We start from the raw sequence: 14,226 nt of genomic DNA, 5'->3' as shown, positions 1-14,226 counted from the left end.
AAATCGTCTTAACTGCTGTTAATATTACATTTATAATGAAATCGTTGCAAACGATTTTATTGAAAGTTCAGTTTACACTGGTGATAGTAAATCAGTAAAATAGAAAATCATTAGTTTAAATAATCATCAGAATGTTGTAAGTTAAGCGGAAGACACATCTATACGATTTTTTGTACGGTTAGCGGCAAGAGCAGTTAGGACATCAAAAAATTTATAGTCTGAAATTAAAGGAACTTCATGACTTTAAGTGCTTCTGCAGTCGCAGCCAATTTCGAAAACTTTCAGCCTTATGTGCAACCCATCATCAATGTTGCTACAGGTGAAATTCAATCATACGAGGTTTTGACTCGATGCGCTGATGTTGTCGATGTTGAAAAGTTTTTCCGTGAACTATCTCCGATGCGCGGAGCAAAGCTTTCTATCTTAATGCTTACTCAAACTATGAGCGCCTTTCAACAGCGACCAATCCCACTTCAGTTCAACTTATCAGCAAGGCAACTCTTACACCCAGACACAATAAAACTAATCCAGACAACACTAGAAGGCAGTTCATATCCGCAGGGGTATCTCACTTGTGAGCTGGTGGAATATGATGGAGAGTCAAACGATAACTTATGCTCTGTTATGAACTCAATGGGTAGCTTAGGGTTAAAGTTCTCATTAGATGACTTTGGGACTGGTATTAATGCCTATGAGAGATTGTTAGAGTTACCAATTTCACAAGTTAAGGTTGGCCGCTTTATAGCTAACAGTATTTGCCACTGCAAAAAGAACCAGCTTATTGCTAAACATCTCGTCGATCTTTCTGTTCTATGCGGCCATTCGGACATTGTATTTGAGGGTGTCGAAACAATTGAGCAAGCCAATATTATCAGGAGGTTGGAATCAACAAATAAACTCTTGTTACAAGGATACGTTTTAAAAAAACCACACCCACTATCCTGTGTCGACCTCAATAATACACAGCAGTTCGCAAGCGAAAAACTATCACTATCAGCATAAACTAAAGCCAACTAGAGCTCCCTTATCACTCTAGTTGGCTTTCCATATATGTTCACCACTACGCCTCAATAATCTCTTTACACCCATACGTTTAAAAATTATTAATCTTTTTGGAATTCTAGGTTTTTACAAAGAAAACGCCTTAATTTATCATTTATTAATAAAATCGTGTTGACGCGATATTATTATAAATGTATATTTTTATTCAACGGAGCACGAAGCGCTCATTTCTGAATGTAACTGGAGGTTATTCTTATGTGCAAAAACAATACACATGCCTTTACTTTGATAAACGAAGCGATTGCAAAGGGTGAATCACCTGTTGATATCGCTCGCAGTCATAACGCTTCAATCCTTGAAGCTATTGGTGCAGATAGTTACTACGAATTACCAGAAAGGGTGCTTCAGAACCGTTTGAAGCGTGGAAAGATGATTATCTCTATCGATGGCATAGAAAAGCAATGTACGAGTTGTTTGGAATACTGGCCACTGACGCGTGAATTCTTTCATGCTAATAACTCTAATACGGATAATTGTCATGGTACTTGTATCTCTTGTGAAATCATTAGATCGACAAAAGAGCGTTACAAAAATCAGGCAAAACTAGGGAAGGCACCGTCGGAAGAAGATCTAAAAAAAGCGAAAGAACGAAAGGCAGTAAGACAAGAAGATATCAGATATGTCACCAATCAAGTCTTTCATTAATCTGAATTAGTGAGTAAGGGGTACTTATGTCAACTGTAACACCTATCGAATCTGCCACATCTAAAGCTTTATCTGTAGAAGTGGGCTCTATCAATAATTCTGATGTTGAACTGAGAAAAACGTTTTCAGATAAACACTTGGGGTTGATTTTAGCGTCACTAACTCAGGGCGATTTAGCAAGTAATCGTAGTAATGATTGGGTTCAATCTCTAAAGGATGACGATTTTTTACTGATGGACGGGATTATCAGGCTTTTTGGTGAAGCTGCTACGAGTGCTGCTATTGTTAATCATTTTGGTACCGTCGAGAAGTGGGTAGTGCGCTTAGCAGTCGCTGGTCATTATTACTGGTGCGATGCAACTGGTATTTATTCCGATGAGTTCAGAGTAACTTCAAATTCCTCTCGACTAAAAGTTTTTGAACTATATGGGGAAGAATCCAAATTAGATGTGGAGTTATCTACCCAGTTTACAGAAGTCACTACTTCTTTTTTAGATGACGTAGAGGGGCTACTTGAGGGTACCTATGCTGATATCGATATGGAAATTGTAATCGATACTAGCGAATATGTTGTCGATCTTATAGCTCATGAGTGGGCGCATTCTCTGACTTCCCAATCGGCTAAAGCCGCTTAATTACCTTGAAATGTCGCGATTTAGCGGCGTCTACTTTTTATAGGCATGTTCATGTTAAAGATTACTTTATCACTTGACGCGAAATTTCATATCGGTCAATTGGTGCAAACTATCGGTTTTTTTGATTGGTTCAGTGAGGAGCGTCATGGTTCCGAGTTAGCTGCTTGTATCCTGAAGCATACCACTGGCGATTATGGAGACTCTTGTAAGTTAGGTGTGCAACTCAACGAAGCTTCAATTTTGGATGGAAGCGATAGCGTCTTGAGCTTTTATGAAATTAGTGGGCAGAGTATTAGAATTCAAACGAATTTACAGCAAGGAGTTACAACTCTATTGCTTGCGGGTGAAGATTAACTATGCAATCGCCACAAGAGCAATATCACTGGTGGCTTACAGATTTATGGTGTGATTATGCAAGATGCTGATCTACGAACAGTAATTATGAATGGCCAATTCACTACACGAATTGGAAGTTTTAAAATTGGCAATATACTTGCTACCAAAAAGTTTAGATCTTGGTATACGGAAGAATGTATTGCAGAGATTGAAGAGTTTTTGGAAATGCATGTAAGAGGTTACTGCGGAGATATATCAGAATTCCCTAATCATTCTGATAGCAGTAATTTCTATAACGCTTTATACAATTCAGGGCTCGTTATCAGCAGCTTTACTGTGGATAATAAAGGGATAGTGATTTGTACGGATCTTGATACATGCCTAACTACCCTGATGCTTTCACAAGAGCCAAGACATTTATTAGGCTACCAACAATCAAAAAAAAGCTATCTTGTTGTTGGTGACCGTTTGTTAGGTTACGTCGACTATGATCTTTTCGATGGAACTCAGGTTTTATATTCTGCGGATTGTAGTTATTGTGACACTGAAAAAAAAACGTCTTTAGTCGAGCCAAAACTCTGTGAGGTATCACGCGATGTGGTTTGGGATAGCAAAGAATTACAGGCTATTGGTTTGAAAGTGAGTAATGTTGGTGAGTTTCACATAGTGAAAAGTACATTTATGTGAGACTAGCATCTTGTGTGCTATATTCTTTCAAAATTCAGGTTAAATTAACGGTAATTATGAACGTAGCTAAAGTCTATCTCGAAATGACGAATGCACAAGGTTTAAGTAAGACGGTTGCCATTACTAAAGTGTGTGATGCTGTAGGTCTGAAATACAATTCCGGCTATGCAACGGCATGGTCTAAAGAGGCTGGTGGACGGCCTATTCCACCAGCGGTCGTCAAGAAAATGCAGGAACTCGTCGCTTTTTATGTAGCTCAAGATTTGGGTTTACTCATCACTGAGGAGCAGGCTTTACTGTTCGCGTCAAAGTTAGCACCAAACACTTAACAAGCAGATCATGTTAATAAATAGCGACCGATGGTCGCTTTTTTTAGTTAGCATAGGCTATCAGATAATTAAAATGCACATGTGCATTATTTTAACTTGAAATAACGCATATACGCGTTACAATAGCTTTGTGAACTTACTATAAATAAAGTTAAGTAGAAGGAATAATGATGCTAGTTGAGATTAAGTGCATTACTAAATGTGGCAGTTATCACGTTTGGGAAACAGAGGTCTTGGGGCGCAAAGTTGAAGTATGGCAAAAGCAAACTAAAAAGCCTCAACTAATGGACTTAGCTCTTAGCTTCGCCTTTGATGATTGCAACTTGAGTGTTGATGAATTTATTAACCCGGTAATAAATGGGGGGGTTGGTGAGCTGATTATCATACCTTCAATTCCTTTATGCATAACAATAAACTTTTGTAAGCGTAAGTTGAGTGCAAGTCTCACTGGTTTAATTGGTTCGGCTCACCGTGATTTACAGGCTTATGCACTTATTGAGAGATATGGAAAACCGCGTATTGAGCGTGTAATTAGAAAATTATCTGAACGCTCTGAACAACGCTCCAAAACGACTCGATTAGAGCGTGATTTAATATCTGTTCTTTGCCATTCACTTGAAGCTGAAGCTTTATAAGGGAGAAATACGTGAATAATCGAATCCCACAACCAATTATCAAGTTTAGTGAATCAGGAGTCATGATTTCTGACTTAGTAGACAAACGCCACGGCTATTCTGAAAAAGATTACCCGTGGGCGCGAAAAATGTTAGGTAAATTTCCCATTCCAGACTGGCAACGGGATTCCGTTTGGACTTTAGCGCAAAAGGTGTCATTCGTAGAATCTTGCTATCTAGGTTATGACATAGGTTCTATTGTTGTGAACGGTTATCTTGATTTGGACAACAACACATTGGCTAAATACTCGGACTGTCTAATTGATGGTCAGCAAAGAGTTGAAGCGCTACTGGATTACACTAACGATAATTTCAAAGTCTTTGGATTTTTTTACAGTGAATTAGATCGAAGAGAACAATCTCGCTTTTTGTATCGAGAATTAGGCAAGCGAACAACAGACTGCTTTGATGAGCGTAAGCTTAAGACTGTTTACAACCACTTAAATTTCGCAGGGACAGATCATTTGGAAAGCGAACGAGCTTAACTAATAACCTAGAAATAAGGAATTTATAAGAAATGAAAATAGTAAAAGTGTCTGACGGCCTGATCTTTATACCCCACTCAGCACCACAAATATTTGCTCTGTGGTTGCTTTCCTTTTTTGCTAAAGGGTATGAAAAAACTTACAACGAAGAGGCTTATCCAGTAGGTCGCCGCTTCAAAGTCGATTTTAGTAATATATAAGGGAAAAATCATGTTTAGACAATTTTTAGCAAACTGGCTACTGACAACAACGGAACAAACCGTGGCGAAGGGTGTTACTGGCGTATTGGAATTGCATCTTAACCAATACAATATTCGCTCAAAAACTCGCGCCAAGGAAATGAAAGTCCCTCAGTTTGTTTATGATGAATACCTTGCTGAATCAAATCGACTAGGTGTGAAGCAAACATGGTCATTTGCAGGTGTGCAGATTGGTGTTTCTGCAAGTGATCGCTTCGAGTTCATCTAAGGGGAAAGGTTGGACATGGAAACCGAAAAATTAAACACGATTAAAGGGTTCGTAGATAACTTAAATATCGTTGTTGATAAACATCCGAATGTCGAAACACAATTTTGGAAAGGAAAGCATGGTGATATTTTAGCGATTGTTGATGTATTTAAAACATCATCGCAGTGTCATATTACAGCGTCTGGTGTGCGTTGCTTGGCTGCCGCTAGTCAGCAATCAGCATAACGGCGCTCACCACGGCTGCGTCAATGATAGAAGACTATGTATCTAGTGGTGTTAATTATGACGACATTGGGTTGACTGATTATGGAAACGACAATAGAGAAACTCAATCAACTACTGCTGCAATCCCATGCCGTGATTGATAAAACAACTGAAGGAGGGATTTCGGTGGGTGTGGTTCAGTATGTTCCTGAGATAAATGCGGCGGTCGGTTACTTGCAGAATAACCGTAACATGAAAATCGTAATTTCAGTTAAACCGCAGAGCCCTACAGTGCATTTAGTGATTGGTCACAAGAGTGGGGAAGAAATTATTGTAGAGAAAGAATACCCTTCGCTCGAAAGCGTAACGGAAACGGTACTCACAGACCTTTGTGCGACTCATCTAATGAACAGCTAGGGGGGGGGGATTAAGAGTAAGTGTGAACTGAAAACAATCAGGCGCTATATTAAAGGCTAGGTGATAACCTAGCCTTTTTGCCATTTTTAATATGTAAACATCTTTCGAACCAGTAGTTAATTCAATGCGGTGTGCTTATGGCCAAATTGGTATATTTCTTCGATTTATAAGCAGATTCCATTTTCCTGTCCACCAATTTCTAACACGGCACTAAGTTACCGTTTATCGGCGAGGTGGTGTTCGTCAGTCGTAATAAACGCAAATAGGCATTAATTTTTGATGTATTATAACGCATATGCGCGTTATAATTATGTTCTATTCATCAGTTAAAGGAAATAAAATGGCTTATTTCAACGAAAATGGTGAAGTGATTTTCGGTCGAGCTCCTAAAAAGGAAGCCACCAGCCGCAAGAAGGCACCTACACGCTCTTGTAGTGTATTTGAAGAGGCAGAGATTAAGAAAGTAAAAGTCGAGCTGGAGGCTTCTGACGGCGTATTTATTTACAATTCTGAGGGTGAGAATTTTGCATCTCGTCGTCATATAGGCGCTGATTTACGAGTTCGCCGCTTAAGAGGTGAGGGTTATCACGTCACACCTATCTTTGGGACTTCTTTAGAACATGACTGTTTTCACCAGGAGTCGTTTGTGGCTCACGTTACGGTTCGTGAACCTACGGAGTTAGAGGATAAAAGTAGTTTGACCCAATCAAAGCTCGATGACATGGACAGAATGTATCAATTTGCGATTAAGGAAATATGTCAGCGAAATAGCATCAAATCGCTTATTGATGAAGAAATGCTTACTGATTTTGGTTACACGTTGGGTGGGGTGTTCTCACATATCATTAAATATCACTCGGAACTTCACAAGAAGAATAAGAATGCTTTACCCGAACTCCTTTGTGGTTTCGTTGGCTTATCTGATCCGAATTTTGCCGAGTACATGATAGAAAACTGCCTTTAATATATATGGAAGCCTAGAAATGAACAGAACGATTAAGCCGACAGTTATCATTGCGTGCTCAGCAGATAAGTTACGTAGCGGAAAACCAATGGAGATGTACAACGGAAGGTTGTTTAAAGACATTCGTTGTCATCTTGGGTCTGCAGATGTAAGTGATCACATTAACTTAATTGTAATGAGCGCCGAACATGGCTTCCTTTCCGCTAACACTTCGGTTTCAAAATACGACACCCAAATGGGAGTGGATGTTACTCCTGCTGAATGGGTTAAAAAACATACTCGTAATTGCGCAATGAGTTTAGGTATTTCAACTATCCATGAAGAGGATAGAGCTGGTGGTTTGTTTGTATTTTTACCAAGTGCATACCAACAAGCGTTTGAAATGATGCTAAAAAAGTCGATATTCAAAGGAGTGGTGAAAGATTTCAAGCAATTTTACATGTGTAAGGATTTTAGGGGGATCGGCGTGATGCGCTCTCGATTAATTAAACTCCTGAAACATAAAGCGAGTCCTGTCGCTGAATTAATGCATTTTCGGTCAGGAATATCAGCTGTCGGGGAGTTTGAAGGGGCTGTTCAGGCAGGTCAATTCAGGGGGATGTCTCTTGCGAACGTTAACTTAAAGTCTGCAGAGGATAAACCTGAGTGCGATTGGCTTATGAATCGAATGAAACTCGACTTATTTGCAGATAAACCTTTCTTTTTTGACAACGGCATCATCAATGCGATTAAAAAAGGCCAAGACATCGATGCTGGTGCAGTACTGAGGGAGGTTGAACAAATTTCCAAGACTTTTGCCCCGGGTTCCGGTCATAACTTCTATTTCGTCTTACCTGATGATCCTTTCAATCAGATCGCTGCCGTTGATGTGTTACGTGAAAACAGAGACATTATTCAAAGGCTCTCGAAATCCGTTTCGCTAATCATGCCTATTCATAAAATCACTACTGGAAATTTACAGCAGCACGCGCTCGACATGTTGGAAGCTATAGATTTTGCACCAGTAATTTTGGGTATACCGACTCGATGTGATGCGAAGCTTCCAAATGGAAAGTCCGTTAACTTAAGAATGGATATTAAGGACATTGAAACGTTGTTTGAGCTAAAAGATACTCAGAATCAACCAGTATTTACTCGCGTCCATTTTTTGGGTATGTCTGAAGCTAGTAAGGGTGGTTTTATACGCACAAACAATGGCTGTTATCAAGAGCGTGTCGCTATTGCCAATTTGCATCAAAAGGAATTTAGTAGCGACGTTTGCGTAATGCAGAGCTTTTTCGGGGCCAATAAATCAGCTCGCGCGGGTAGTGTTCATGTTCGATCTTTAGATGCTGAGCTGAGTAAGTTTGCTATAGAAAATAGCGCACTAATCGACTATTTACGTACTACTGGATCGACAAAGGTGCTTTATTCCATTCTTGACTCTTTAGAATGTACGCTTAACCCTATAATCATAGATAAGCACATAAGCTATTGGAACGAAATCACAGACCCTCGATACCACGTTAAAGGTTCTACTGGATTTACAGTGCCGTATAACGAACTTCTCCAAACCGTGCATAAGCATATTGATATAGATAAGTACCTTGTAGCAGATTACCTAATTCAACTTTATAAGGAAGAACTGGTCACTGTGTATGAGTTACCTAGTTATGATGAACTGAGAGCTTTAGCATTGGTAAAAGTTTTTTCCGATGAATCCAATTATTACACTTCCAATTCGCCCCATCTATTTTCTGAGATTGTAGAGGTGGAGGATTTTAGGGGAATGCAGTGTTCGAAGGTACCTAGAAATCGGAATGCGGTTACCATTTCAACTGAGGAGGAAGTAGTACTTGAAGTTGAGGAGGCCTCTACAATAGATACGCTGGATATTTTGACCTTTTTAAAGTCTGCAATAAATGATCATGTAACTATCCAGCCTGAAGCTATACAAGTGGAATCTTTTGTAGAACCAGAGCTTAAGGTGACTTTTATTGGTGACATTATTTATGAATTGAAAGCTGCAGTTATTGGCGCTGGTATTTTTACGGATACTAATAGTGATACGGCGGTGTTTGGATGTGAACCTGACGAGGGAGCAGGAATAATCGAGCAGCTTCAATCAGCAGTGCTAATTCGGGGTCCTTTGACTGAACTGGTGACGGCGTTCGAGAAGGAAGAGGTCCTTACTTAAAAACGTTAATTGTCGAGGCGTTAACAGCTGCCTGTTCCTGTGTAGGGGGGGGCTTCGCGGCTTTGGTGTTTACGATAAAATTCTAAAACCCTACCTTTCAACTCTCTTCAAGTTAGTCTACTCAGACAATGCATCTCTAGTGTCCCTAATGATCTGTTTCACCCCGTCCTCTGTAAGAGGGTAATTGTCATTAATAATACCCGCAACCAAAATAATGCCATTAAGGTCACTGCCGGCCATTGATAGGTTAGGGCAGCTACACCAGTCGGGATAGTTCTGCAACAAACGCTCCGATGGAATGGAAATAGATATGTCTTGCTTTAAAAGGACAAGAATGGATTTTAGGTCTAAATTATCTAACATGATGTTTACCTTTAAGGCTTGATGGTTTTTAGGGTGTCAATAATGGCAATCCCTTCGTTATTTATGCAGTTTGATTTAACCAGTGTTTCTAGTACTTTTTCAAGCTTATTAATTGTTACTTTAGACTCTTTTAACTTGCGGTCCATATCGTCAGCATTTTTCTTTAAGTCATGAACCCACGAAACTTTGGATAAGGTTATTTCAAACTCTTCATTTGTTGGCTGGTGGTTAAAGGTTCCGCCGCAATAATTCAGTCCAAACTTTGTTAATTCTTCAGCAATTCCACTGAGCTGGATATCAACGTTAAACTCAATGCTGGTTGTCTTAGGATTTGTCATAGTAATTACTCTAATTTTTAGGTTACTTCAACGGAGTTAATGTTAGCGTTATCATTTGCTTATAAATACATCAAGCCAATGGAGGCTATGAGTCGTAAGAACTTTCTAAGCGGCGGTAGAGAATGCCATGTCTAAATAACTCAACATATTGTCCAGTTCGTCTAGTTGAAAAAAAGCATCTTGATAAGTGACGAAGCCAAAGGTTTTTTTATCCGAACAGAAATCTCGGTACATGCTCGCGATGTCTTGGAGCTCACTTGAATCGTTACTCTCGATAGTCCAGGCAACGACTCGTTTTGATGGTGTGTGTACTGCCCCTGCTTGTAATGCGCGAGAAAAACTCTTGTATTGCGAGCTATCAAAGTGAACAAGTTGAACAGTTGCTGAGAAGTGACTCATAATAAAACCTCGTTTACACTATATACTGTAATTTTAGCATGTAGTTCATGAATTAGCCACTTCTCATACTCTAATTTGGAAGTCTTTGCTAATTTGGAAGTCTTTACTATTTGGATTGACGCCTAACACCTAATAATACCTATAAAAAACCACCCGAAAGAGTGGTTAGTTTTATCCTTTGTCAGCTAAATCGAGTTAACACTCATTGCTAAATCAATATTATCTTGGTGAGGGTTTATATTAATTAATTCTGCTGGCTTGCATCGTCCACTTTCAAAAACTGGCACTGAAGCTGTAAGCAATACTGGTTTCGTTGCTTCTAGGTATCGATTATCCAAACCGCTGGTGGTAAGAAGTGTTTCGTCACACAACGTCTTCTGGACGCAGTGAGCGTAGGTTTTTTTTAATTCGCTGAGTAGCTTGTCTATATTCCCCTTTGTAATGTCGTCTTCCCTTAATGCTTTAGTTCTACTATCCCATCCCAAGTCTTCAATTACTGCCATCATGACACTATCAACGGCCACGTTTTTTGAAATGGTCAGTATTGATGTTTTGACGCTTGTTTCTGAGTGTAAAAATGTCGTACTAGGAAGTGACATGTTTGATAGGAGGTTTATAGGTGAATCGTTATGAGCCCCATCGATTAGGCCCTGGCGAAATGCTTTTGATTTGCTATTCGCTAAAATCCCGTCAGGAATAACAAGAGAACAAATACCCAGTGGCTTCAGTAGTCTAATGGACATTTCTGTGATTGCTATATCTAGAGGGACCGTTGAGTTGTATTTTAATTTAGATAGCTTCTTTCCATCGACGTCTTTAAAGGTAGGGCTATCGATCTTAAGGCCGCCGTTAGCGTATAGATACTCTAAAGGTTTATTGTAGAAGCACGGCAGAGTCATTCCTGCAGGGTAATTGTTTGACGATACTTTGTGGAATGGAGGGTTACCGATGACGCAATGAATTTGACCCTCATACATAGGAAGTAACTTTAATGCATCGCCATTGTGAATTGTTAGGTCAGTAAGTGGCACTCCGACTAACTGTTGCAGCATGAAGTTCATGCTAACTGCGTCGGTGCTAGAGCGGTTCAAATCGTTAACTATAAAATCCATTCTAGGCAGTAATTCAGGACATTTATGGTAAGCGGCCTTGATGAATCTCATTAGTATCGCCCCAGTACCACAGCTCGGTTCTAAGATCTTCAATCGCTCATCTTTTTGTAATTTCTTCGATAGGCACATAAGGCTATCAACTGCTACATTGCACATGATATCTGAGTGAAGGGCGGGGGTGAAAAACTCAGACCCATAACTACGACCACGTTTCGAACCTTCTTGGTTGATGTTCGCAAAGTGGTCGTCCCCAATTTTGGTGTTAGATTCAAGTTCCTCCCAGAGAGATCTCCAAATAACAAGATTTTCAGGAAGGGTGAGTTCGTCGCCGTCGTACTTCAAGTATGACATTAAGTTGTCAGTTATGTCCCAAACGCTTTGGTACATTAGACCTTGCTTGCTAAAACCTAGCTTCCTCATAGCATCAGAAGTTGCATTCGAAAATTGTAATGCCGGGTTTCTTTCAATTTGGTAATTCATGGTCTAGTTCCCCACTGAGATATTGTTGATGTATCGACGGCTTTGATATGTTGATTAGCCTTTACACTTAGCTTTCATCTTGTTCATCGTTCTTAGCTGGTGGCTCTTGTATGTGAGCTTGTATTTCTTCATCACTCTGTCAAAGTGATAAATGTAAGCGCACCGATATTTTAAATTTGGTGGAAGCCATTCTGTTGGAGGGGAAGCCGACTTGCTTTGGTTTAAAGAAGACTGAACAGGGAGTAAGTTACTGGCATCATTCGCAAACAATTCCTTTTCCTCTTTTGAGAAGCGCCAAGCTCCAGCGTAATGAGCAAAAGCCAGAGGTACGACATGATCTATTTGTAGGTCGCTACTTTTGTAAAAGGTCTTTCCGCTATATGGGTCATTCCATCTCCCTCTTTGGACGTAATTACCATTAGAACTGTACTTAACAATGCTCAATGACATATCTTCCAATATCTCATGTCGAGTGTTCATGCCATCATGATCAAAATCAGACCAGTGAGCATAATCAGATCTAACGTACTTAGGGATACCATTTACAGAAGTAGGTGATTGATTCGCCTTCTTATTGCCGTTGGATTTGGTAGGTCGACCACCAGCTGCAATACATTTCTCTAAGCTGGAATAAATCGTGAAGCTTTTGGTCTTTTCAAACCAGGCGCTGTTTTCATCATGGCATATGCCTGAGTTTGAAAGCTTGACCACATCTGAAGCGCCGACACAAAGTGACGTGAACAGCAATACGGTTGGTAATGTTAAACCGAAAATAATATTTTTCATAGACTCCCTCAATAAAACTAAATAATACGGTTTTATTATAGCTGTTACTCGGTAATTTTCCAATTTATACATAGTATTATTTTTTAGTTATTATGTCCCCTTCTATTGATATTAACTTCCAAATTGACTATCATTTCTTTTGTAGAGTTATCATCGTTAGCTTTACAAAGTAAACGGAATATTAGAAACGGCGACTTTATCAAAAAAGTCGCCGTTTTTTTTGCTTTAAATTACCATTAATCAACAGCTTACAGGAAAATTCTGCAGACTTTGAGCTAACCCCAAGTCGACGGCAGCCCAATACCTACCTGGCTTCGTTCTTCTATTCCCGGCAACGACACCCCCATAAATGCTTAAAAATCGTAAGCGCGCCATAAACCCCGCATTCTAATCTTTCAGCGCGAAGAATAAGATCAACTCTCCAACCCAAAGGAGAGTTGAAATGGCAAAACGACGCACCAACCTAGAATGGCAATCACTGTTTGAACAATATGAAAGCAGCAGTGTTACCCAACGCGCTTTTTGCGAAGAGCATGGACTGAGTTTATCCACGTTCTTCGCCAAGCGGCGTCAACTCCAAACAGTAAACCAATCGGAATCTGTCGGATTTGTTAAAGCCGAAATCGTCGAAAATACAACCAAGTATCAGGCCCAGATAGCTACGGCTAACATGACACTTCTCATCAATGATGTGGAGCTGAGCATTCCTCAAGGTACGCCAGCGACCTATCTTGCTGAACTCATTGGAGCGTTGTCATGAAAGGTATGCTCAGCGCTCCAGACATTTACCTTTATCGTGAAAGCGTCGATTTTAGAAAGTCCATCAACGGTCTTGCAGCGATTATCGAAAATGATACGGACTTACCTCTTGGCAGCGGTGCGCTGTTCCTGTTTACCAATAAACAGCGCGATAAGATTAAGGTACTGTACTGGGATAAAACAGGCTTCGCCCTCTGGTATAAACGCCTTGAAAAAGCCAAGTATAAGTGGCCTTCAAAAGAGAAAAATCAGGTGTTTACCCTCACTCAATTTGAGCTTGATAGACTGCTTTCTGGCTTCACAATTATCGGCCATGAACCCGTAAAAATAAACGATTTTACAATGAGCTAATCGAGAATAAAGCCTTATATACCAAGCGTTAACGGCACGATTTTAGTATAATCAATGCCATGGAAAAGACGCCAAATATCAACCCAGAAAGCCAAGATATTGCCGAGCTACAAGCGATGGTGAAAGCCCTGATGCTCTCGCAAGAGCAGAAGGAATCGCAATGGCAACAAGAGCGCCAATCGCTGCTTGAACAACTCAAACTCGCCTTCGACCGCCAGTTCGCTAAACGCTCGGAGGCGTTAAAGCCTTACGATGAATCACAAGGTGACCTCTTCAACGAAGCGGAATGTGAAGCCGTTAAGGAAGAAGAAGTTGAGGTGACAACCACGATCATAACGAAAAAGCGTGGTAAACGTAAACCTCTGCCTAAGACCTTACCTCGTGAGGTTATCGAACTCGATTTAGACGACCATGAAAAGCAGTGTTCTTGTTGTAATCATGGCCTGCATAAAATCGGTGAAGACCGCAGCGAGAAGCTAGAGTTCACACCTGCGGTACTCAAGGTGTTGGAATATGTTCGCCCTAAGTACGCTTGCCGCCAGTGCGAGAAAACAGG

22 protein-coding genes are annotated in these 14,226 nt (G+C 40.2%); 17 read left to right on the top strand and 5 right to left on the bottom strand.

Going from position 1 to position 14,226, the window contains the following annotated elements:
- Positions 1 to 237 precede the first annotated feature (237 nt).
- The 14 genes from AB4496_RS08835 (at position 238) to AB4496_RS08770 (ending at position 9,082) form a co-directional block, all read left to right on the top strand.
- Complete coding sequence (locus AB4496_RS08835; protein ID WP_102257412.1) at positions 238 to 1,002, top strand: EAL domain-containing protein; 765 nt, start codon at positions 238 to 240, stop codon at positions 1,000 to 1,002.
- 255 nt (positions 1,003 to 1,257) lie between these two features.
- Positions 1,258 to 1,707, top strand: a complete 450-nt coding sequence (locus tag AB4496_RS08830; protein ID WP_102257411.1) for a hypothetical protein — start codon at positions 1,258 to 1,260, stop codon at positions 1,705 to 1,707.
- Between the two features lie 26 nt (positions 1,708 to 1,733).
- On the top strand, positions 1,734 to 2,342 hold the full coding sequence (locus AB4496_RS08825) for a hypothetical protein (RefSeq protein WP_102257410.1): 609 nt from the start codon (positions 1,734 to 1,736) through the stop codon (positions 2,340 to 2,342).
- Between the two features lie 51 nt (positions 2,343 to 2,393).
- Positions 2,394 to 2,696, top strand: coding sequence for a hypothetical protein (locus tag AB4496_RS08820; protein WP_102257409.1), 303 nt, complete (start codon positions 2,394 to 2,396; stop codon positions 2,694 to 2,696).
- A gap of 57 nt (positions 2,697 to 2,753) precedes the next feature.
- On the top strand, positions 2,754 to 3,365 hold the full coding sequence (locus AB4496_RS08815) for a hypothetical protein (protein ID WP_102257408.1): 612 nt from the start codon (positions 2,754 to 2,756) through the stop codon (positions 3,363 to 3,365).
- Positions 3,366 to 3,421: 56 nt separating this feature from the next.
- Positions 3,422 to 3,694 carry a hypothetical protein gene (locus AB4496_RS08810; RefSeq protein WP_133151955.1) on the top strand — a complete coding sequence of 91 codons (273 nt, stop codon included), beginning with the start codon at positions 3,422 to 3,424 and terminating at the stop codon, positions 3,692 to 3,694.
- 167 nt (positions 3,695 to 3,861) lie between these two features.
- Positions 3,862 to 4,329 carry a hypothetical protein gene (locus tag AB4496_RS08805; protein WP_133151954.1) on the top strand — a complete coding sequence of 156 codons (468 nt, stop codon included), beginning with the start codon at positions 3,862 to 3,864 and terminating at the stop codon, positions 4,327 to 4,329.
- Between the two features lie 11 nt (positions 4,330 to 4,340).
- Positions 4,341 to 4,853: a DUF262 domain-containing protein gene (locus tag AB4496_RS08800; protein ID WP_240798309.1), complete on the top strand. Its 513-nt coding sequence runs from the start codon at positions 4,341 to 4,343 to the stop codon at positions 4,851 to 4,853.
- A gap of 32 nt (positions 4,854 to 4,885) precedes the next feature.
- The gene (locus tag AB4496_RS08795; RefSeq protein ID WP_157936390.1) at positions 4,886 to 5,053 is read left to right on the top strand and encodes a hypothetical protein; all 168 of its coding nucleotides are present in this window, start codon (positions 4,886 to 4,888) and stop codon (positions 5,051 to 5,053) included.
- Positions 5,054 to 5,063: 10 nt separating this feature from the next.
- Entirely contained in the window at positions 5,064 to 5,321 is a 258-nt protein-coding gene (locus AB4496_RS08790; protein ID WP_102257405.1) for a hypothetical protein, read from the top strand.
- 15 nt (positions 5,322 to 5,336) lie between these two features.
- Positions 5,337 to 5,546: a hypothetical protein gene (locus AB4496_RS08785; protein ID WP_102257404.1), complete on the top strand. Its 210-nt coding sequence runs from the start codon at positions 5,337 to 5,339 to the stop codon at positions 5,544 to 5,546.
- A gap of 81 nt (positions 5,547 to 5,627) precedes the next feature.
- Positions 5,628 to 5,942, top strand: a complete 315-nt coding sequence (locus AB4496_RS08780; protein ID WP_102257403.1) for a hypothetical protein — start codon at positions 5,628 to 5,630, stop codon at positions 5,940 to 5,942.
- A gap of 340 nt (positions 5,943 to 6,282) precedes the next feature.
- Positions 6,283 to 6,906, top strand: a complete 624-nt coding sequence (locus AB4496_RS08775; protein WP_102257402.1) for a hypothetical protein — start codon at positions 6,283 to 6,285, stop codon at positions 6,904 to 6,906.
- Positions 6,907 to 6,925: 19 nt separating this feature from the next.
- Positions 6,926 to 9,082: a hypothetical protein gene (locus AB4496_RS08770; protein WP_102257401.1), complete on the top strand. Its 2,157-nt coding sequence runs from the start codon at positions 6,926 to 6,928 to the stop codon at positions 9,080 to 9,082.
- Between the two features lie 117 nt (positions 9,083 to 9,199).
- Here AB4496_RS08770 and AB4496_RS08765 read toward each other — a convergent pair whose 3' ends face one another.
- From AB4496_RS08765 to AB4496_RS08745, 5 genes are all read right to left on the bottom strand, one after another.
- A complete protein-coding gene (locus AB4496_RS08765; RefSeq protein ID WP_102257400.1) occupies positions 9,200 to 9,445 on the bottom strand; it encodes a hypothetical protein in 246 nt (81 codons plus the stop codon).
- Positions 9,446 to 9,456: 11 nt separating this feature from the next.
- Positions 9,457 to 9,783: a hypothetical protein gene (locus AB4496_RS08760; RefSeq protein ID WP_102257399.1), complete on the bottom strand. Its 327-nt coding sequence runs from the start codon at positions 9,781 to 9,783 to the stop codon at positions 9,457 to 9,459.
- Between the two features lie 105 nt (positions 9,784 to 9,888).
- Positions 9,889 to 10,182, bottom strand: a complete 294-nt coding sequence (locus AB4496_RS08755) for a hypothetical protein (RefSeq protein WP_102257398.1) — start codon at positions 10,180 to 10,182, stop codon at positions 9,889 to 9,891.
- 185 nt (positions 10,183 to 10,367) lie between these two features.
- Positions 10,368 to 11,774: an N-6 DNA methylase gene (locus tag AB4496_RS08750; protein WP_102257397.1), complete on the bottom strand. Its 1,407-nt coding sequence runs from the start codon at positions 11,772 to 11,774 to the stop codon at positions 10,368 to 10,370.
- A 54-nt stretch (positions 11,775 to 11,828) separates the two neighbouring features.
- The gene (locus tag AB4496_RS08745; RefSeq protein ID WP_157936389.1) at positions 11,829 to 12,560 is read right to left on the bottom strand and encodes an HNH endonuclease family protein; all 732 of its coding nucleotides are present in this window, start codon (positions 12,558 to 12,560) and stop codon (positions 11,829 to 11,831) included.
- A 442-nt stretch (positions 12,561 to 13,002) separates the two neighbouring features.
- Here AB4496_RS08745 and tnpA point away from each other — a divergent pair, with 442 nt between their 5' ends.
- The 3 genes from tnpA to AB4496_RS08730 all read left to right on the top strand — a co-directional run.
- The gene (gene tnpA / locus AB4496_RS08740) at positions 13,003 to 13,320 is read left to right on the top strand and encodes an IS66 family insertion sequence element accessory protein TnpA (protein ID WP_102257395.1); all 318 of its coding nucleotides are present in this window, start codon (positions 13,003 to 13,005) and stop codon (positions 13,318 to 13,320) included.
- The gene (gene tnpB, locus AB4496_RS08735; RefSeq protein ID WP_011154649.1) at positions 13,317 to 13,670 is read left to right on the top strand and encodes an IS66 family insertion sequence element accessory protein TnpB; all 354 of its coding nucleotides are present in this window, start codon (positions 13,317 to 13,319) and stop codon (positions 13,668 to 13,670) included. Before tnpA ends, tnpB begins: the two co-directional genes overlap by 4 nt.
- A gap of 59 nt (positions 13,671 to 13,729) precedes the next feature.
- A partial coding sequence (locus AB4496_RS08730; protein ID WP_198592080.1) for an IS66 family transposase zinc-finger binding domain-containing protein occupies positions 13,730 to 14,226 on the top strand: 497 nt, incomplete at its 3' end.

The organism is Vibrio sp. 10N.222.46.A1, assembly GCF_041473595.1.
GTDB classification, from domain to species: Bacteria; Pseudomonadota; Gammaproteobacteria; order Enterobacterales; family Vibrionaceae; genus Vibrio; species Vibrio tasmaniensis_A.
This window is presented reverse-complemented; position numbering and strand designations above follow the sequence as displayed.